Origin of the sequence: Acinetobacter sp. YH12151, from assembly GCF_013418355.1 — a bacterium.
In the GTDB taxonomy this organism is placed as follows: Bacteria; Pseudomonadota; Gammaproteobacteria; order Pseudomonadales; family Moraxellaceae; genus Acinetobacter; species Acinetobacter pseudolwoffii.
Genome location: NZ_VPCG01000001.1, coordinates 1 through 19,235, shown reverse-complemented (window position 1 = coordinate 19,235; position 19,235 = coordinate 1). Strand labels below are relative to the sequence as shown.

Sequence of the window (19,235 nt, the reverse complement as noted above, 5' to 3'; positions counted from 1 at the left end):
GATGGCGCTTAATTCGTTTAGGCGCTCAACTCTGCAGCTGAGCGTTGTGCTGGGCTGTACAGTTGGGACGCAAGTGAATGCGGAAGAAAAAATAGTGGTGAATAGTCCCATGCCGGCAACGGCTGAAGCCTGTGCAGCACTGGAAATCAGTGCAGAACGTCTGGCCTGTTATGATAGCTTGTTTAAAATAGCGATTATCGATAAGCCGGTGATCGATTCTGAACGTCGTGCAGCAGTAGAAATTGCGCCTGAACCTGATAATTTAAAAGCCAGAATGGGACAAACCGTTTCTAATATTTATGCTTCTGAAGGATCAAAGCTGACACCAAATCTGTCTTTGCTGGATAGTCGCTGGGAATTGTCTCCGGAAAGTAAACTGGGTACCTGGAACATCCGTTCTTATCAGCCAATTTACCTGATGCCCGGTTTTTGGACTTCAAAGAAAAATGAATTTCCACAGAGTGAAAATCCACAAAATACGGTAGAAGAGGATCAAAATCTCACCTCAATCGAAGCAAAGTTTCAACTGTCTCTAAAAACCAAGGCCGTTGAAAATATTCTGGGGAATAATGGGGATCTCTGGCTCGGTTATACTCAGTCTTCACGTTGGCAGGTCTATAACTCGGAAGAGTCACGTCCGTTTCGTGAAACCAATTATGAACCCGAAGCAAGTTTTGTTTTGCGTACCAATTATGACCTTTTTGGTCTTAACTGGCGTATGTTGGGACTAACCATTAATCATCAGTCCAATGGCCGTTCTGACCCGTTGTCGCGTAGCTGGAACCGCGTCATGCTGAATCTGGGCTTTGAAAAAGACAATTTTGCCCTGATGGTTCGCCCTTGGTATCGCTTTGAAGAGAATCGTGACGACGATAACAATCCCGAGATCAAGAACTATATTGGACGCGGCGACATGACGGCTTTTTATCGTCATAACGAGCATGATTTTTCCTTGATGCTGCGTCATACCTTAAAAGGCGGTGATGACAATCGTGGTGCAATCCAGTTTGACTGGTCATTCCCGATCAGTGGCCGTTTACGTGGTCAATTCCAGCTTTTTGATGGCTATGGCGAAAGTCTGATTGATTATAACCATCGTGCCACTTATGTGGGCTTGGGTGTTTCCTTAATGAACTGGTTCTAAGTTTCCAGGCTTCATCATTTTAGAATTAATATAAAAAAACCATGCTGTAGCATGGTTTTTTTATTGGGTGGTTTAACCAATCTGGATTTCTGAAGGCGGATGTTTGATTCGGCTCTTTTTCGGGGTAGCAATGAAATAAGCTAAAGTCAGTGGCCCTAAACGTCCTGCAAACATTAACAGCATCAAAATAATCAAACTGGCAGGTTGCAGTTCTTCGGTTATTCCTCGGGTCAAGCCGACCGTACAGGCTGCTGACACGGCTTCAAATAACAGATCGAGAAATTCATGTTCAGGTTCCAGAATTAATAAACTCATAAAACCCATCACAATTAAGGCTGCCGTAATACAGACCACAGCCAGTGCCTTAAACGTAGTTTTTTCGGGAATAGAATGATTAAACAGACGGATTTCATCTTCACGTCTTAAAAAACTGATTACGCTAACCAATACAATAATAAACGTGCCGACTTTAATTCCGCCCGCCGTACTTAAGGAGCCGCCGCCAATAAACATCAGAAACATGGTGACGAGGGTCGATGCATCACTCATTTGCTCCATCGGTAAGCTATTAAAGCCTGAAGAGCGGGGAACAGTGGCATGGAACCAGGCATTCACGGCTTGATCGCCTAGACTCATCAGGCCCAAAGTTTGCGGATTAGAGGCTTCGAGCAGCCATAGCACAATAAACGCACTCAGATTGAGCCCCAGAATCGTCGAAAGAATGAGCTTGCTATTGGTACTTAACTTGCGCCAGCGTCTATGTTGCTTGACATCCATCAGCACCAGAAAACCGATACCACCAATGATATACAGCATACTGATGGTAAAGGTGATCAGATACTGCCCTGAAAAACTCATCAAGCTATTTGGAAAAAGTGAAAATCCACCATTATTGAACGCTGACACACTATAAAAGGCAGCATAAAAGAGTGCTTCACTGAGCGGATATTCTCTGAGCCAGGACAAGGTCAGAATCAGCGTACCGATGGCTTCAAAAAACAGGGAATATAAAAATACCGCTTTAATGGTAAAACTGACTTTTTTCAGGCTGGTCTGGCCAATCGATTCCTGTGCCATGACTTGCTGTTTGAGCCCCATCTTGGGTGCCAGACTCATCACTGCCAGAATGGCAAAAGTCATAAAACCCAATCCACCGCATTGCAGCAGAAACATAATGACAACCTGGCCAAATACCGTATAGGCTTCACCGACATTCACTACGGACAGTCCGGTAATGGTCACTGCAGACGTAGCCGTGAAAATGGCTTGCAACCAGCTGATATCACCCTGATGGGCAATAGGTAACATCAGTAGCAGTGAACCGATCAGGATTAATCCGAGAAAACCCAAGGCCAATAAACTCGGCGGGCTGAGATTAATGGTTCTATGTTGCTTTAAGTCAGAACTTCTCATAGCGCTTTAAAATATCTGGCGAGATGGCGTAAAGGCTCCAGTAATCCTTCAACCACAAGAATATCGCCTTCCTGCAGAATCAGGTCGGATGCGACCTGGTATTGCACCACTGATCCGCGCTTATGTAATAAGGTGGTGATTTCAGGCGCGTGCTTCATCAGTTGGTTGAGCGGCGTAGCATGATGATCGGAATGAATCTCAATTTTGACAATATAATGATCATCTTCCAGTGCCATATAACGACTGACCATCGGGTAGCTTAAAGACTGAGCCACACGCACGCCCATATCTTCTTCAGGATGAATGATTTTCTCGACATTGAGATGGGTCAGAATCATGTGATGGGATTTGGATTTGGCTTTTACCCAGATTTTTTTGACGCCCATATTTTTCAGGTGCAATACACACAAAATACTGGCTTCAATATCTTCTCCGATCGCCACGACTACGGCATCACAACGCTGCACATTCAGTTCATCCAGCACATGCTCATCGGTTGCATCGGCAATTACAGCATGGGTCAGTTGATTAGAAATATTTTCTACATATTTTTTATTCAGATCGATTCCGATCACTTCATGATTCAGACTGATCAGTTGCGTGGCCACAGTCGCACCAAAACTACCCAGCCCAATCACTGCAAATAATGCCATGAATATTGTCCTAACTATTTTTATTACATCTCAATTTTAGTGTAAGAGAATTTCGTAAAAATTGCGCTGCTATTCAGCAAGCTATGCCGAGATAAATAGTATGATCATGATTTTGAGTTGCACATAAAAAACCGCCTCGAAAGGCGGTCTATATTTTAACAATTACTTCAGGAAGCGCTGATAGCCCAGATTATTGGTAATTTCCTGATATGGATATGTAATGGTTTCAAGGGTTTCAATCAAGCCATCCGGATTCTGCTGCGCATCGGTCGCCTCCAGACCCACCAGAACACGCCCTTCCGCAGCGCCGTGGTTACGGTAATGGAACAGGGTAATGTTATGCGTTGGGCCAAGACGTTCCAGGAACATTAATAAAGCACCAGGACGTTCTGGAAATTCCACCCGGAACAGGCGTTCATTTTCAATATCGGCATGACCACCAATCAGGTAACGAATATGCAGTTTTGCCACTTCATCATCAGACAGGTCATCGACATCATACTGGAATTTTAGCGTTTCATAAATTTCCTGACGTTCTTTTTCACCATTTTTTAAGCTGATCCCAACAAATACTTGAGCAGCAGAGACATCACTGGCACGGTAATTAAATTCGGTAATATTGCGACCTTGCAAAGCGCGACAGAAGTTGAGGAATGAACCTTTCTGTTCCGGAATCGTCACGGCAAAAATCGCTTCTTTACGTTCACCGAGTTCGGTACGTTCGGCGATATAACGCAAACGGTCGAAGTTCATATTGGCACCGCATACAATCGACACCATATTTTTGCCTTCGATTTTATGTTCTTCGACATATTTTTTAATGCCGGCCAATGCCATAGCACCTGAGGGTTCGACAATGCTGCGGCATTCGTCATAAGTATCTTTAATGGCTGCACAAATTTCGTCGGTATTGACCAGTACCACATGTGGTTCTACGATCGGGCCAGAATTATCTGACTTTTGCAGGCGAATCACTTCAAATGGTTTTTCACCAATTTGTGCGACGGCTGTACCGTCAGCGAATAAACCCACAGAAGGTAAAATGACACGTTCATTGGCCTCTAAAGCTGCTTTTAAGCATGCCGATTCGTCATATTCCACCGGAATGACTTTGACATGCGGGGCAACATCACCCAGGTAGGCTGCCACACCTGCGATCAGGCCACCGCCACCTACCGCTACAAATACATAATCGACATCACGCCATTGACGCAGAATTTCATTGGCAATGGTACCTTGACCCGCCATCACCAGCTCATCATCATAAGGCGGAATAAAAGTCATGCCATCTTCTTGAGCACGTTGAATTGCATATTTGTTGGCAACGTCGAATGAGTCACCATGTAAAACAACTTCACCCCCAAGGCGTTTTACCGCTTGGACTTTAATATCTGGTGTTGTTTTTGGCATTACGATAATGGCGCGAATACCCAATTTTTTACCCGATAATGCCACGCCTTGCGCATGGTTGCCTGCTGAAGCTGTGATGACACCACGTTCCAGTTGAGATTTAGGCAATTGACTAATGCGGTTATAAGCACCGCGTAGCTTGAATGAAAAAACCGGTTGTAAATCTTCACGTTTAAAGCGGATGTTATTATTGAGTCGTTCGCTAATTCGTGGTGCTGCTTCGAGTGGAGTTTCGATTGCAACATCGTAGACCGTTGCTTGTAATATTTGCCGAACCAAACGAGACAGCATGTTAATTTTCCATCTAACAGTTTAAAATAGGCGCTTATTGTAACAAACCATACGGCTTTGCGGTTCGAAAATACTGCAAAAGTCCAAAATAGTTGAGTGAAGCCATGAGTCTATATGCAACCCAAGATGAGAAAAAACAAGCAGCGGCCCGTGCTGCTCTGAAACACTTACCAAAAGGCGGCATTTTAGGCGTAGGTACCGGAAGTACGGTTAACTTTTTAATCGATTTATTGCCAGAACTTCAGTTAGAAGCGGCTGTGGCAAGTTCTGAAGCAACGGCGCAACGTCTTAAGAAGTTAGGCATTGAAGTGGTCGATATGAACTCTGTCGGCGGACTAGATGCTTATGTCGACGGCGCAGATGAAATTGATCGTCATTTGCATATGATCAAAGGTGGTGGTGCAGCACTGACACGTGAAAAAATTGTGGCATCGATTGCGAAAAAATTTGTGTGTATCGTGGATGATTCAAAATGGGTCGGACAATTAGGACGCGATTTCCCACTGCCAGTTGAAGTAATTCCTATGGCACGTTCTGCGGTTGCACGTAAAATTGTCTCTCTGGGCGGTGATCCTGCATATCGTGAAGGTGTCGTGACTGACAATGGTAATGTGATTTTAGATGTGCATAATCTGAATATCTTAAATGCACTCGAGCTTGAAAAAACGCTTAACAATATTCCTGGCGTGGTCTGTAACGGAATTTTTGCGATTAATAAAGCGGACATCGCAATTGTGGCAACCAATGATGGTATTGAAGAACGTACTGCGGTTTAATCCTTTAATTTTATAAATTAAATCCCCCTAAATCTCCCTGAGCGAAGTTTTAAAGCACTGCTTTAAAACAAGTGCAAGAAGGGAGACTTTTAAAAGCCCCTCTTTGAAAAAAGGAGGGTTAGGGAGGATTAAAAATAAAATCAATAAAATATGATTCCAAACCTCCCTGAAATCCAAATCACTCGAAAATTACGCGCAACACGCTTGAGACTGCGTGTAGAGCCGACGCAAATTAAATTAACTGTGCCGCAGTTTTGTACACAGCGCCAAGTTCAAGAATTTTTAAAACAATCAGAACAATGGCTGATTAAAACCTGGCAATCGCAGCAGGAAAAAGTCCAAAAAATAGACCGAACGCTACCAACTGAGCTACAGTTGTTTAATTTAAACGTGCCAGTTCAGATTTATTATCAAAGCCAGAAACATAACTTTGTTTTTGATTCTGAGAAGTTACAGCTCTGTGTCAGTGATCGACATCCTGAGGAATATTTAAAAGCCTTTGTCATCAGCTATGCCAAAGACCAGCTTCCCCTATATTTAAATCTTGTCTCACAGCAATGCAATCTGCCTTTTAAAAAGTGCAATATTCGCCAACCCAAAACCCGCTGGGGCAGTTGTTCTGCTCAGCATGACATTATGCTGAATAGTGCTTTGGTGCTATTTCCCGAAGAAATTACCCGTTATGTCGCGGTACATGAACTGGCACATACCCAATATTTTGATCATAGTTCACTTTTTTGGGCGGAAGTTCAGAAACATGATGCAAATTTTCAACAGCATCGGAAAATGCTAAAAAATACGCCGTTGCCATATTGGTGGGAAGCTTAAAATTGAACTGAATAGAGAATGAGAGGGAGATAAGGGCTTAAAATAGCCTAAGCAATATAGATATTACTTTTCCATCTCTCTTTAATTTTGAAATTGTGTTCAGTACTTATAAAAAACCAGTAATCCCCGCTGAAACAGTTTAGAAAACCTCAACTTCCTGTCATACTACGCAGTTACGAAATGGAAACTTTGATTTGAGGTAGTGATCGTGATTACTGTTGGTATTGTCGGTGGTACAGGTTATACAGGCGTTGAATTGTTGCGTCTTTTACTACGACACCCAAATGTACAGGTGAATGTACTAACATCACGTACCGAAAATGGTCGCCGTGTAGATGACATGTTCCCAAGTTTACGCGGACATACCGATCTTCAATATTCAGATTTAAATATCGATGAACTTAAAAAATGTGATGTCGTGTTTTTTGCAACGCCGCATGGTGTTGCCATGAAACATGCCGAAGCGCTTGTGGCTGCAAAGACCAAAGTCATTGACCTGGCTGCAGATTTCCGTTTACAAGATCTGCAACAGTTTGAAAAATGGTATGGCATGCAACATGCTTGTCCAGAACTGTTAAAAGACTCTGTTTACGGTTTATCTGAATTGAATCGTGAACAAATTAAACAGGCCAATGTAGTTGGAAACCCGGGTTGTTATCCAACCACGGTTCAGTTGGGTCTGGCGCCAGTATTAACATCAAGTGACGCATTAGTGAAACCTGAAAGCATTATTATTGATGCGAAATCAGGTGTGTCGGGTGCAGGTCGTAAAGCAAGCTTGGGCGGCATCTATACTGAAAATGCCGATAACTTTAAAGCCTATGGCGTAGCAGGTCACCGCCATCATCCTGAAATTGTCGAAGCTCTGGAAAATATCTCAGGTCAAAAAGATGTGTTTGATCACATTTTATTTGTTCCGCATTTGGTGCCAATGATCCGTGGTATGTTGTCGACCATCTACATCGATCTCACTGAAGCAGGACAAGCAGCAGATTTACAGGCATTGTATGAACAGTTCTATGCCAATGAAACTTTTGTCGATGTCATGCCAGCAGGCAGCTCACCAGAAACCCGTTCAGTGCGTGGTGCCAATCAGTTGCGTATAGCCTTGTACAAGCCGCAACCGACCAAGCTGGTAGTCCTGGTTGTACAGGATAACTTGGTGAAAGGTGCAGCAGGTCAGGCCGTACAAAACATGAACCTGATGTTCGGATTTGCCGAAGATGCTGGCTTAAATAATATTGGTTTATTACCATAAGAAACGTATTAGAACTTCACACACATTTAGATTTGGATTTAAATGTGTGTCTTGAATAAAGCAAACAAGAGATCAAAATGCCGAATAACGAGTCAAATACGACCATTCCTCAGGAACCAGCTGCAAAAAAATCTTTGATGAAAGGCAATACGTCCTTGGTCATTGGTGCGGCTGTATTGATCTTGAGTAGTGGTGTGCTCGGATATACCGTAGGACACCGTCAGGGTTTGACTGCGGCGGGTTATGATGCAGATGCAGAGCAACTGGTCGATGTGGTACAGACACAAAAAGCCAGTCTGGAAACACTGAACAAGACACTGAATACTGCGGTTCAGGAGCGTGATCTGGCGGTTAGCAATGCCAATGATCTGTATCTGGCCATGACCAAGGCACGTGATGAACAGGTGCAGGCCGAAAGTGTGGGAACCATTTATCGCGAAATTTTGCGTCAGCGTGGTGGTTTGGCATTGGCGGTTCAAAACCTGTCGATTAAACCTTTGCCGGAAAATGCCTTTGAATATCAGATTGATCTGGTTCAGGTCAGTCCAGGCAAAAGTCGTGCCTCCGGGAGTATTGAATTACGCTTGATTAAAGGGACTGAAATTCTGGTGGTGCCACTGGAAGACAAAAACTTTAATTTTGAAAATTATGAGCGTTTAACAGGTCGCTGGAGCATGCCAAAAGGCTTTAAGCCAGAATTTATTGAGATACGTCTCAGCGGTGCCAAACCGGTGATCCGTCGTTTTAGCTGGGAACAGGGCAAAGCAGTTGAAAATCAGTCTGCCGCCTTGTCAGAAATTCCGAAAACCGAAGCAAATGCAAATTAAGTGTGAAATATAAATCTTATGCCAAGCAATAAACGTCAAATGTGTTTAAGTGATATCAAAAATTCTTTTTATGAATCTGGAATTGTTGATTGGCATATCAGCCCGCGTTTAGCAAATGAACCTTTGGAAGGTGATGATTCTGACCTTGCTGTGCAGACTGCACCGCCAGAACTGAAACGTCCGCCCTTATATGCTGTCGTTTTAATGAACGACGACTATACCCCGATGGAATTTGTAATTGAAATTTTACAACAATACTTTGCAATGAATCTTGACCAAGCTACACAAGTAATGCTAACTGTACATTATGAAGGAAAGGGTGTAGCTGGGGTCTATCCTCGAGACATTGCGGAAACCAAAGCGAACCAAGTCAATAATTATGCTCGATCACAAGGTCATCCATTACTTTGCCAAATAGAGCCTAAAGATTAAGGGGGTTACATGCTCAGTCGTCAATTAGAAGTATCACTACGTTTGGCTGTCAGCATGGCTCGTCAAAAGAGACATGAGTTCCTGACCGTAGAACATTTATTATTAGCCTTGCTTGACAATGACTCTGCCGTAAATGCGCTTAAAGCATGTGGCGCAGACATTATCGTGTTGCGCAAGGAGTTAGAAGAATACGTAGAACAGCATACCCCTAAGCTTGGTGAAAATAGTGATCAGGCACCACACCCAACAGAAAGTTTTGACCGGATCTTGCAGCGCGCGATTTTTCACGTGCAATCTAGCGGTGGTGATCGGACTGTAGAAGGTGCTGATATTCTGGTTGCAATGTATTCTGAGCGTGACTCATTTGCCGTCTATCTATTGAAACGTCATCAAATTAATCGCCTTACGCTAACTCAGTACCTGTCTCATGGTACGCGTAAAGAAGAAGTACAAGGTGAAGAAGAAATTGAAGACCTCGATGGTGAGTCTGCATCTTCAGCCAGTTCAGGTCCGCTTGAACTGTATACGACGAATCTCAATATCGAAGCGCAAAAAGGCAAGACCGATCCACTGATTGGTCGTGAAAAAGAAATTGAACGTGCCGCTCAAATTCTGTGCCGCCGCCGTAAAAACAACCCACTTCTTGTCGGTGATCCGGGGGTCGGTAAAACCTCGATTGCAGAAGGTTTGGCATGGTTGATCGTTAATGGTAAAGCGCCAAAACCACTCGAAAATGCTGAAATTTTCAGTCTGGATATTGGAGCATTGGTTGCCGGAACAAAATACCGTGGTGACTTTGAAAAACGCCTGAAACAGCTTTTAAATGCGCTGAAAAAGAAACCTGAAGCTGTGCTGTTTATTGATGAAATTCACATGATTATTGGTGCAGGCTCCAGTATGGGCAGCACCATGGATGCATCGAATCTGATCAAGCCTGCATTGGCCAATGGCACTTTACGTTGCATTGGTTCAACCACTTTTCAGGAATACCGTCAGGTTTTTGAGAAAGATCATGCTTTGTCACGCCGTTTCCAGAAAATCGATGTGAATGAGCCATCTATTTCTGAAACCATTGATATCCTACGTGGCCTGAAATCGAAGTTTGAAGATTTCCATCATGTGCAATATGACGATCAGGCATTGGTATCTGCGGTTGAACTTTCTGCGAAGTTCATCAATGACCGTTTCTTGCCAGATAAAGCCATTGACGTGATTGATGAAGCAGGTGCGCAGCGCCGTTTAAAAGCTGAACAAGATGACAGTTTGATCACGGTAGAAAACATCGAAGATATCGTGTCGAAAATTGCGCGTATACCACCAAAAACGGTCTCTAAAGATGACAAGAGCGTACTGGAAAATCTTGAGCGCGATCTGAAACGGGTGGTCTTTGGTCAGGATGAAGCGATCGAAGCTTTAGCGTCTGCCATTAAACTGTCTCGTGCCGGTTTGAAATCTCCAGATAAACCTGTGGGCAGCTTTGTTTTTGCTGGCCCAACCGGTGTCGGTAAAACCGAAGTGACCAAGCAGCTGGCTAAGCAGATGGGCGTAGAGCTGGTTCGCTTTGATATGTCCGAGTACATGGAACGCCACGCAGTGTCGCGTTTAATCGGTGCACCTCCGGGCTATGTCGGTTTTGATCAGGGTGGTTTGTTGACTGATGCGATTCATAAAAATCCACATTGTGTGCTATTGCTTGATGAGATCGAAAAAGCGCATCCAGATGTCTTTAACCTGTTATTGCAGATTATGGATCATGGTTCATTGACCGATAACAACGGGCGTAAATCTGATTTCCGTAACGTGGTCTTGGTACTCACCACCAATATTGGGGCTGAAAGTATTTCGCGTGTCAGCATTGGTTTTATGGAACAGGACAATAGTAACGATAATCAGGAAGCGATGAAGAAAGCTTTCTCGCCAGAATTCCGTAACCGTCTCGACGGCGTGATTCAGTTCAAGGCATTGCCAAGCAGCATCATTGAAAATGTCGTGGATAAATTCCTGACCGAACTTCAAGCGCAACTTGATGATAAGAAAGTCATGCTGGAAGTGGATCAGAGTGCGCGTGAATGGATGTCAGAGCAAGGCTATGACCGTTTAATGGGCGCACGCCCAATGCAGCGTCTGATTCAGGAACACCTGAAAAAACCATTGGCAGAAATGATCCTGTTTGGTGAACTGGCTGAAAATGGCGGTAATGTTGCAGTGTCGGTGAAGAAAGAAAATGGTAAAGCTGTTGGCTTAAAACTTGAAGTCTTTGAAGACCAGACTGCTGAACCTGCTTAATCAATATGAAAAAATAAAACCCGTGCAAGCACGGGTTTTTTCATGCACTCATATTTTAAATCATCAAATTCATTCATACAGTTCAAAAGACAAATCATGGATATTCAAATTACCAAGCTGCTCACCACTTTTTGCCTGTTTCTGGTCACGGCATTGATGGAAATTTTAGGCTGTTATTTTCCCTACCTGATTTTAAATCAGGGGAGAAGTCACTGGTTGTGGATTCCGACAGCTCTGGCTTTGGCGGCTTTTGTCTGGCTACTCACCTTGCATCCGGCTGCTTCTGGACGGATTTATGCCGCTTATGGTGGCATCTATATTTTTTCGGCGCTAATGTGGTTGCGCTTCGTTGATCAAGTCACACTGTCACGTTGGGATTTGCTTGGCGGGATGGTGGTAATACTGGGGGCACTGATTATAATTCTACAGCCGCAAGGTTTGGTGCGTTAGCAGGATATAACAGCAAACCTCATCAAAAAGAGGTAGCTATAGCGACCTCTTTGTTTTCTTGATGTTTTAATCCTGAATAAACGCCAATATCTTATTTCTTTAGACTATTTCAATTTGCAATCTTTCTGGGAAATATCAGTTTTATAGGTTTGTGTTTGCGAGCTTAGGCTGAGCTCGACCTTGTATGGGTTTTCAATCTGATAGCGATGCTCAAAGAAAATCTCGCAATTATTGAGCAGATTATTACGGATCATTTTCATCACTTCTTTGCGGCCCAGATCTTTTTCAAATTGGCTAAAATCCGGTGTGGTGATTAAACCTTTCAATGTGGTCTTATTGGCACTTAACTGTAATTGTTCAATAATTGTATTCTGATCGATCTGTAAAGGTAAAGTTCTGGAATCTTCTGCACTGAGTACCGCGAGTAATTCATTCAGTTCAGCTTTTTTCTGAATTTTAAATTTGCTGTCAATAATATTTTTTTCCTGAAGATATTGGTCAAATTCAGAAGCATGAACAGAGAAGGTGGCACTGCTAAAACCTGCCAATAGTGCCAAGGCCCAATATTTATTTTGCATTGTATGACATCACTTTTTATTCCATTTCAATCATGATTATAAGAGCTGAGACAAAAAAAGCACCAGAGATTGGTGCTTAATTTGTGAAGATTCAGCTTTTAATTTAGTCTTTTTTCAGATTTTCATTAATCAGGAATTCAACCAGGGCTTTTTGCGCGTGCAAGCGATTTTCAGCTTCATCCCAAACCACGGCATTTTTATGGTCAAGCAAGTTTTCTGAAATTTCTTCGCCGCGGTGCGCAGGTAAGCAGTGCATAAACAAACAATCCGGATGCGCAAGATCCATCAGGCGTTCATTCACTTGATAGTCTGCAAATGCTTTCTCACGGATTTTTTGTTCTTCTTCCTGGCCCATGCTTGCCCAAACGTCAGTCACAATCAGGTCAGCATTCACGGCTGCATCTTCAGCGGTATCGACCAGTTCAACACAATGCGCAAATTCAGACAGGAATTTTTCTTGTGGTTCATAACCTTTTGGCGCTGCAATTTTCAGATTAAAGCCCCACATGTGTGCTGCTTCAATATATGAATTACACATGTTGTTGCCATCACCGATCCAGGCAACAGTTTTACCTTCGATTGAGCCGCGTTGCTCTACATAGGTCTGCATGTCAGCAAGTAACTGGCAAGGATGGTGATCATCTGTTAAAGCATTAATCACAGGAACTTTTGAATAAGATGCAAAACGTTCCACGATATCATGACCGAAAGTACGGATCATCACGATATCTAGCATGCTTGAAATCACGCGTGCAGAATCTTCAATCGGTTCACCGCGGCCTAACTGGGTATCGCGAGAAGACAGGAAAATTGCGCTACCACCAAATTGGCTCATGCCAGCTTCAAACGAAACACGCGTACGGGTACTCGATTTCTCAAAAATCATGCCCATCACTTTACCAACAAATGGTTGGAACACTTCATTGTTATGCTGTTTGCGCTTAAGCTCAATTGCGCGTTGCAAAATCTGGTTAAGTTCTAAAGTTGATAAATCGCGTAAGGTGAGAAAGTGACGGAGAGCCATTCGTTACTCCACAATAATTGCCGAAAAACTCGATCAACAATCAGTTGTTGGTTAGTTTAAGAAAAAATACGGAATCGGCTAATATACTATAAGCAATGAAAAATGCAAAAAAACTAGACTTTTTGATGACCGTCTAAAAAGCGATCCACACAATAACTGATGTATTTGTCGATTTCCTGATCATCTTCTTGTATGGAAATTCCCATCAGGATGCGCCATTCCAGATTACGCAAAATACCAAAATATAGCTGAGCCGAATATTGCGGATTTTCACAATGCAATAAGCCTTGTGCATCTGCCTGTTCTAATGCAGTGGCAATCGCACTCTGGACATGTACAGGACCGTGTTCATGAATATGCTGAGCCAGTTCTGGATTACGCTGACTCTGTTCCAGAACCAGACGCATGAAGGCCGAGTTTTCAGGTTGCATGATCTGATGATAAAAATTCAGCAAGGTGTGAACCAGATAACTACGAAAATCCAGTGCCATCAGTTCGATCGGAATGCTGATATCTTCAAAAAACTTGATACGACGATAATCACAGATGGCCTTAAACAAGCCTTCTTTATTGCCAAAGTACTTATAAATGGAGGCTTTGGAGCCACCTGCATGCTGAACAATATCATCGAGAGACACAGCATCATAACCCCGTTCCAGAAACAGCTCGGTTGCACTGTTCAGCAGCGCAATACAGCGCTCATGACCACGTTTGGTCTGCGGCAGGTCTTTGGCGAGCGGTTCTAGGACGAGGTCTTGCATAGGAGATAATACATCAACATGTCAATAAAGATTGAAATGCCATCATAGCAAATATATGTACATATTTCATAATTGGACCGCATAAGCGCAGTATTTGCCGGATTAGGTAAAGTAAAACTTAAAAATTTGACTAAAGTTTTAGAGTATTTGTTCTATCAGATTGTGGAATGAGCAAGCCAAATGAGTATACTCGAGTTTCAATAATTATAGCCAAGACTGTGGAAAAGGAAGATGACAGAACAAATGTCTGCAGGTCTAAGATTTAGACAAGCACTTGAAGTCGAGAAACCATTGCAAATTATGGGTACGGTAAATGCCTATGCTGCCATGATGGCCAAACAAGTCGGTTATAAAGCCATTTATTTATCAGGTGCGGGTGTCGCGAATTATTCTTATGGTTTGCCTGACCTGGGCATGACCAGTCTGGATAATGTTCTGGAAGATGTACGCAGGATTACAGAACGTGTTGATACACCTTTATTGGTCGATATCGATACCGGTTGGGGCGGTGCATTAAATATTGCTCGCACGATCAAACAGATGATTGCAGCTGGTGCAGCCGCGGTGCATATTGAAGATCAGGTGGCACAAAAGCGTTGTGGTCATCGTCCAAATAAAGAAATCGTGTCACAGCAGGAAATGGTCGATCGTATTAAAGCGGCGGTCGATGCGAAAACCGATGCAAACTTTGTGGTCATGGCGCGTACCGATGCGCTACAAAAAGAAGGCCTGCAAGCGGTGATTGATCGTGCTTGTGCCTGTGTTGAAGCGGGTGCAGATGCAATTTTTGCCGAAGCGATGACCGATATCACCATGTATCGCACCGTATGCGATGCAGTTGGTGTGCCAGTCTTGGCAAATATTACCGAATTTGGTGATACACCGTATTATACGGTAAATGAGTTGGCAGAGCAGGGTATTGGCATGGTGCTGTATCCATTATCAGCGACACGTGCCATGCAAAAGGCAGCCCTTGAAGTGATGCGTTCGGTGCGTGAACACGGCACTCAGGTGAATGTGCTGGATATTATGCAGCAACGCAAAGAACTCTACGAATTTTTAGATTATCACAGCTTCGAAGACACATTAGATAAACTGTTTAAACAGGAGAATTAAAAAAATGGCTGAAGGAAAAGTACTCACCGGCGCAGGATTGCGTGGACAAGTGGCAGGGAAAACTTCACTCTCAACTGTAGGCAAAAGTGGTGCAGGTCTGACCTATCGCGGTTATGACGTACAGGATCTGGCTGAACATTGCCAGTTTGAAGAAGTGGCTTATCTGATTTTCTTTGGCGAACTGCCAACTTCAGAGCAGTTAGTTGCCTATAAAGCCAAATTAAAATCTTTGCGCACGCTACCTCAAGCCTTAAAAGAAGTGCTAGAGCGTATTCCTGCCGATTCTCATCCGATGGATGTGATGCGTACTGGCGTATCGATGCTGGGCAATCTTGAAACTGAACTGTCTTTTGAACAGCAACAGGATATTGCAGACCGTATTCTTGCCACTTTACCGGCAATTATCTGTTACTGGTATCGTTATAGTCATGACGGTGTACGTATTGAAGAAAATACCGATGATGATTCAATCGGTGCACAGTTCCTGCATTTATTACGTGGCGAAAAGCCAAATGAACTGCATGAACAGGTGATGAATGTTTCTCTGATTCTATATGCAGAGCATGAATTTAATGCTTCGACCTTTACGGCGCGTGTATGTGCATCGACTTTATCTGACATGCATTCTTGTATTACCGGTGCAATCGGTTCCTTGCGTGGCCCTCTACATGGCGGTGCTAACGAAGCTGCAATGGATATGATCGAAAACTGGACTTCGCCTGAAGAAGCTGAACGTGAAATGCTGGGCATGCTGGAACGTAAAGAAAAAATTATGGGCTTCGGTCATGCGATTTATAAAGACAATGATCCGCGTAATGGCATCATCAAAATCTGGTCTGAGCGTTTAGCCAAAGATGTCGGTGATACGGTACTGTATCCGGTCTCAGTGCGCTGCGAAGAAGTGATGTGGCGTGAGAAGAAATTATTCTGTAATGCCGATTTCTTCCATGCTTCGGCTTATCACTTTATGGGCATTCCAACCAAGCTGTTTACCCCGATTTTTGTCATGTCACGTGTCACAGGTTGGGCAGCACATGTGATGGAACAGCGTGCAGACAACCGTATTATCCGTCCAAGCGCGGATTATACTGGGCCTGAACTGCGTAAAGTAGTACCGATCGCCGAGCGTTCTACAGCGGCTTAATATTTATTAATATCTTGAATAAAAAATAAGGTCTCAATCGAGACCTTATTTTTTATCGACTTAACAGGACTGGATCTTCAATGCTATAGCCTGTTTCAAAAGGAATCCCCAAATACTTGACTGTCACCAGCGTTTTATTCTGTTTAGGAACTTTATAGGCCTGGCTAATTTTTAGACCTTGCTGATAACTGACCGCTTGATGGGTCGGACTTTTTTGTGAGCCAGATTTGACTTGATATTGATAAGTCCATTTTGGCACTTTTTCTTGTGGATCGTACCAGGCAGCTGCCGTCCCTGTTGTGGTTTTTAAAATTTTAAGTTGTGGCTTTGAACTTTGAATCGGACTCAGTGGAACTAAACGTTTTTTGATTTTGGCAATGTCCTGATCAAACTTGCGACTGTCTTGGTCATAATCAATACGTTTGGTTTTTGGATTGATATATAAGGAGTTGACCTGAATCAACTGATTCGGTTTTGCGGATTTAAAATTATAATAATACAGCTGTGGCAAGCGCCCACGACCATCAAGGTAATGACGCATGACATAGAGCTTTTGCTCTTTGACTTCATAGCCTAGAATTTCAATATTTTGTGGGCCACCGACCGTAGCAAAAGCCAGACTGGGCAAGCCAAGAGGGAGCAGAAACAGCGCAGTTTTAATATTCATGGTTATTCTACCCGCAAAAAATAGATTAGCATTTGATCATGCTAATCTATCTTAAAATACAGTAGAAATAATGAAGCTTGTTGCGGCGTAATTATAAAACTAGATTAATGATTGAGTAGATTAATCATATCGTGTGCAACCACGGCAGACAGTTTATTCAGACGTTCGAGTGGAGTACCTTTCAAATAATACTGGAATTGATGCACTTGAGTACCATCATTAATTGCTACAAAAAAAGTCCCTTCCGGTTTCTCTGGTGTCGCACTACCACCGGGTTTAAGCAAACCTGTACAGGCAATAATCCAGTCTGCATCCCGGAACATCTTTTTACCCGCTTCTGCCAAGGCAACAGTAACTGGCATGGATTCGGCAGTGTAACTATTGATCAAAGTCTGGGGAATGTTTAATACCGAAGTTTTTACAGCAACATCGTAGCAGACCAATCCACCGGCCAGAATTTCGGCGCCGTCACTTTTACAGATGGAAAACTGGCTACATAGATATCCAGAGCTTGCGCTTTCAATAAAGGCAATTTTTATATTTTTCTCTTCGAGTAAGTTGCAACAGGTCTTTATCATAGTCTCTATATTTTCTTTATGATGGGAGTGGTTTTAGCTTAATTTAGACAGATTTTTTCTGTCGTTCAACTCCGAGTATATTTATATTTTTATGAAAGTTAAAATTTTTCATGGATTAGTACAATTTGATACTGATTTGATCATAAAACCTGAGTGGTTAAAGCTTAGACTATTTTTTCAAATAGAGGTTTCTTCTCAAGCTGAACAGTGGTAAAAATAAAAATAAAGTGCTTAGTGAAAGTAGGGCGTTAGAATGAAAACCACAGTAAAATATGTAGTCTTAAAAAGTCTTGACTACCAATTGGGTACACCATTATTTCAGGAAGAAATTGATGCTGATGGTCAATATTTTGATCAGATTCCAAGCACGATTTCTTATCAGAATTTACAGTTCAAAGTAAAAAGCAAAGAGCTTAAACGTTTACATCTGGCTGAAGAGCAGGAAGATACCCAAACGATTATTGTTAAAGTTGTGAATATCTAAGATAAACCTTAAAGTGAATAAGCCTCTTTTTTTTAAGAGGCTTATTATTTGGCTAACATTAAGTTAATAAAAGCTTTTTAAAAATAAAAAATTACCAAAATTAATATCAGTCTGATTGATAAATATCTTTTATTAAAGTCAATATAAATTGGAAACAACTTAGTCGTTATACGTGATTCAATGTTACGTATCGTATATTCGTTTATTAAAAAACTGTTTAGAACAATTACCTTTTGCATGTTTTATTCCATTTTGAAGAATATTAATACTTAGACTGAGTTGTTGAATTTAAGCATAAATATCATGAGCATATGTTTTTAATATATTTTACTTGATAATATATTGTTATTTTTTAAAATATTTTAAATGTCTTTTTTATATATTTTACTCAGGTTAAGTTATTCCTTTTATTGAATAATAAGAATTTTGAAACATATTATCTTTCATCATGTGTCTATTTTATTGGAAAAAGTAATTTATGTTGCTTATTAATCTTGATTTCAACTACTTGGCTTAGGCTTTGTTGCATAAAGGTTTGAAAGGCTGAGTTCCCTTAAGCTACTCAAATTTAAGAGACAACTTGGGTATGAGGGCGACCTAATTCTGTGAATTTATTCAAGACTGCCATGCGTGCATGGATCTCATTCACCTGACTTGGAAAACTCCGCGCTGTTAATTTATCGCCTAATAATTTGATGCAATGCATCTTGGTTTCAACCAAACTTCGACGGTGATAACCAGACCACTTTTTCCAAAGCGATCTGCCTAGCCGTTTGACTGTCTTTAATAATTCGTTCCGCTCTATAGACCTCGCTTGCTGATCCTTCCAAGGCTTGAACCGTACCGGGTTTGTCGGAGACTTTTTTATTTAAGTTAGGCCACCTGACCTAACGGGTTAATCTTATCATAGTACATTGCTTCAAACTCAAAAGGCGACTTGTAACCCAGTGCACTGTGTACACGCTTTTTATTGAACCAATCTACCCAGTTTAGTGTCGCAAGTTGTACATCTGCTAAACCTTGCCAATCTGCTTTTAGATATTCAATCACCTCTGTTTTGTATAAGCCATTCACCGTTTCAGCCAAAGCATTATCGTATGAATCACCAGTCGTAC

The 19,235-nt window shown here is 42.3% G+C and carries 20 protein-coding genes and 1 pseudogene; 11 read left to right on the top strand and 10 right to left on the bottom strand.

Annotated elements, in window-relative coordinates:
• The first annotated feature begins 1 nt into the window (after position 1).
• Complete coding sequence (locus FTU82_RS00105; RefSeq protein WP_180100868.1) at positions 2 to 1,144, top strand: phospholipase A; 1,143 nt, start codon at positions 2 to 4, stop codon at positions 1,142 to 1,144.
• A 72-nt stretch (positions 1,145 to 1,216) separates the two neighbouring features.
• Here the strand turns inward: FTU82_RS00105 and FTU82_RS00100 are convergent, their stop codons facing one another.
• From FTU82_RS00100 to ilvA, 3 genes are all read right to left on the bottom strand, one after another.
• Positions 1,217 to 2,557 carry a TrkH family potassium uptake protein gene (locus tag FTU82_RS00100; RefSeq protein ID WP_180100867.1) on the bottom strand — a complete coding sequence of 447 codons (1,341 nt, stop codon included), beginning with the start codon at positions 2,555 to 2,557 and terminating at the stop codon, positions 1,217 to 1,219.
• Positions 2,554 to 3,210: a TrkA family potassium uptake protein gene (locus FTU82_RS00095; protein ID WP_180100866.1), complete on the bottom strand. Its 657-nt coding sequence runs from the start codon at positions 3,208 to 3,210 to the stop codon at positions 2,554 to 2,556. Before FTU82_RS00095 ends, FTU82_RS00100 begins: the two co-directional genes overlap by 4 nt.
• A 162-nt stretch (positions 3,211 to 3,372) precedes the next feature.
• Positions 3,373 to 4,911, bottom strand: coding sequence for a threonine ammonia-lyase, biosynthetic (gene ilvA / locus FTU82_RS00090; RefSeq protein ID WP_005171103.1), 1,539 nt, complete (start codon positions 4,909 to 4,911; stop codon positions 3,373 to 3,375).
• Positions 4,912 to 5,015: 104 nt separating this feature from the next.
• On the opposite strand from ilvA, the gene rpiA reads away from it, so the two are divergent.
• The 7 genes from rpiA (at position 5,016) to FTU82_RS00055 (ending at position 11,768) form a co-directional block, all read left to right on the top strand.
• On the top strand, positions 5,016 to 5,687 hold the full coding sequence (rpiA, locus tag FTU82_RS00085; protein ID WP_100355010.1) for a ribose-5-phosphate isomerase RpiA: 672 nt from the start codon (positions 5,016 to 5,018) through the stop codon (positions 5,685 to 5,687).
• 150 nt (positions 5,688 to 5,837) lie between these two features.
• A complete protein-coding gene (locus FTU82_RS00080; protein WP_180100865.1) occupies positions 5,838 to 6,515 on the top strand; it encodes a M48 family metallopeptidase in 678 nt (225 codons plus the stop codon).
• Positions 6,516 to 6,717: 202 nt separating this feature from the next.
• The gene (gene argC, locus FTU82_RS00075) at positions 6,718 to 7,773 is read left to right on the top strand and encodes an N-acetyl-gamma-glutamyl-phosphate reductase (RefSeq protein ID WP_171063327.1); all 1,056 of its coding nucleotides are present in this window, start codon (positions 6,718 to 6,720) and stop codon (positions 7,771 to 7,773) included.
• 77 nt (positions 7,774 to 7,850) lie between these two features.
• The gene (locus FTU82_RS00070) at positions 7,851 to 8,600 is read left to right on the top strand and encodes a DUF6776 family protein (protein ID WP_180100864.1); all 750 of its coding nucleotides are present in this window, start codon (positions 7,851 to 7,853) and stop codon (positions 8,598 to 8,600) included.
• 18 nt (positions 8,601 to 8,618) lie between these two features.
• On the top strand, positions 8,619 to 9,032 hold the full coding sequence (gene clpS, locus FTU82_RS00065; RefSeq protein WP_005171093.1) for an ATP-dependent Clp protease adapter ClpS: 414 nt from the start codon (positions 8,619 to 8,621) through the stop codon (positions 9,030 to 9,032).
• 9 nt (positions 9,033 to 9,041) lie between these two features.
• Complete coding sequence (clpA, locus tag FTU82_RS00060; protein ID WP_180100863.1) at positions 9,042 to 11,318, top strand: ATP-dependent Clp protease ATP-binding subunit ClpA; 2,277 nt, start codon at positions 9,042 to 9,044, stop codon at positions 11,316 to 11,318.
• Positions 11,319 to 11,414: 96 nt separating this feature from the next.
• Complete coding sequence (locus FTU82_RS00055; protein WP_005096798.1) at positions 11,415 to 11,768, top strand: YnfA family protein; 354 nt, start codon at positions 11,415 to 11,417, stop codon at positions 11,766 to 11,768.
• Positions 11,769 to 11,872: 104 nt separating this feature from the next.
• On the opposite strand, the gene FTU82_RS00050 is transcribed toward FTU82_RS00055, so the two are convergent.
• From FTU82_RS00050 to FTU82_RS00040, 3 genes are all read right to left on the bottom strand, one after another.
• On the bottom strand, positions 11,873 to 12,346 hold the full coding sequence (locus FTU82_RS00050; protein ID WP_005171087.1) for a hypothetical protein: 474 nt from the start codon (positions 12,344 to 12,346) through the stop codon (positions 11,873 to 11,875).
• Between the two features lie 103 nt (positions 12,347 to 12,449).
• Positions 12,450 to 13,370 carry an ornithine carbamoyltransferase gene (gene argF, locus FTU82_RS00045; protein WP_005171086.1) on the bottom strand — a complete coding sequence of 307 codons (921 nt, stop codon included), beginning with the start codon at positions 13,368 to 13,370 and terminating at the stop codon, positions 12,450 to 12,452.
• Positions 13,371 to 13,483: 113 nt separating this feature from the next.
• Complete coding sequence (locus tag FTU82_RS00040; protein WP_005171084.1) at positions 13,484 to 14,131, bottom strand: TetR/AcrR family transcriptional regulator; 648 nt, start codon at positions 14,129 to 14,131, stop codon at positions 13,484 to 13,486.
• Between the two features lie 231 nt (positions 14,132 to 14,362).
• Between FTU82_RS00040 and prpB the strand changes: the two genes are divergently transcribed.
• Both prpB and prpC read left to right on the top strand, forming a co-directional pair.
• Positions 14,363 to 15,247 (top strand): methylisocitrate lyase, encoded by an 885-nt coding sequence (prpB, locus tag FTU82_RS00035; protein WP_005096803.1) that lies wholly within the window; start codon positions 14,363 to 14,365, stop codon positions 15,245 to 15,247.
• A 4-nt stretch (positions 15,248 to 15,251) separates the two neighbouring features.
• Positions 15,252 to 16,391, top strand: coding sequence for a 2-methylcitrate synthase (gene prpC, locus FTU82_RS00030; protein WP_005096804.1), 1,140 nt, complete (start codon positions 15,252 to 15,254; stop codon positions 16,389 to 16,391).
• Between the two features lie 52 nt (positions 16,392 to 16,443).
• Here prpC and FTU82_RS00025 read toward each other — a convergent pair whose 3' ends face one another.
• Both FTU82_RS00025 and FTU82_RS00020 read right to left on the bottom strand, forming a co-directional pair.
• On the bottom strand, positions 16,444 to 17,064 hold the full coding sequence (locus FTU82_RS00025) for an aminotransferase (RefSeq protein ID WP_220387178.1): 621 nt from the start codon (positions 17,062 to 17,064) through the stop codon (positions 16,444 to 16,446).
• A gap of 98 nt (positions 17,065 to 17,162) precedes the next feature.
• A complete protein-coding gene (locus FTU82_RS00020) occupies positions 17,163 to 17,636 on the bottom strand; it encodes a CinA family protein (RefSeq protein ID WP_180096592.1) in 474 nt (157 codons plus the stop codon).
• Positions 17,637 to 17,889: 253 nt separating this feature from the next.
• On the opposite strand from FTU82_RS00020, the gene FTU82_RS00015 reads away from it, so the two are divergent.
• Positions 17,890 to 18,120 carry a hypothetical protein gene (locus FTU82_RS00015; protein WP_004280185.1) on the top strand — a complete coding sequence of 77 codons (231 nt, stop codon included), beginning with the start codon at positions 17,890 to 17,892 and terminating at the stop codon, positions 18,118 to 18,120.
• A 568-nt stretch (positions 18,121 to 18,688) separates the two neighbouring features.
• Here the strand turns inward: FTU82_RS00015 and FTU82_RS00010 are convergent.
• Positions 18,689 to 18,955: pseudogene (locus FTU82_RS00010) on the bottom strand (IS5/IS1182 family transposase); the annotation flags it as partial.
• 38 nt (positions 18,956 to 18,993) lie between these two features.
• Positions 18,994 to 19,235 (bottom strand): integrase core domain-containing protein (locus FTU82_RS00005; protein ID WP_180100862.1); only part of this gene is annotated, 242 nt, incomplete at its 5' end.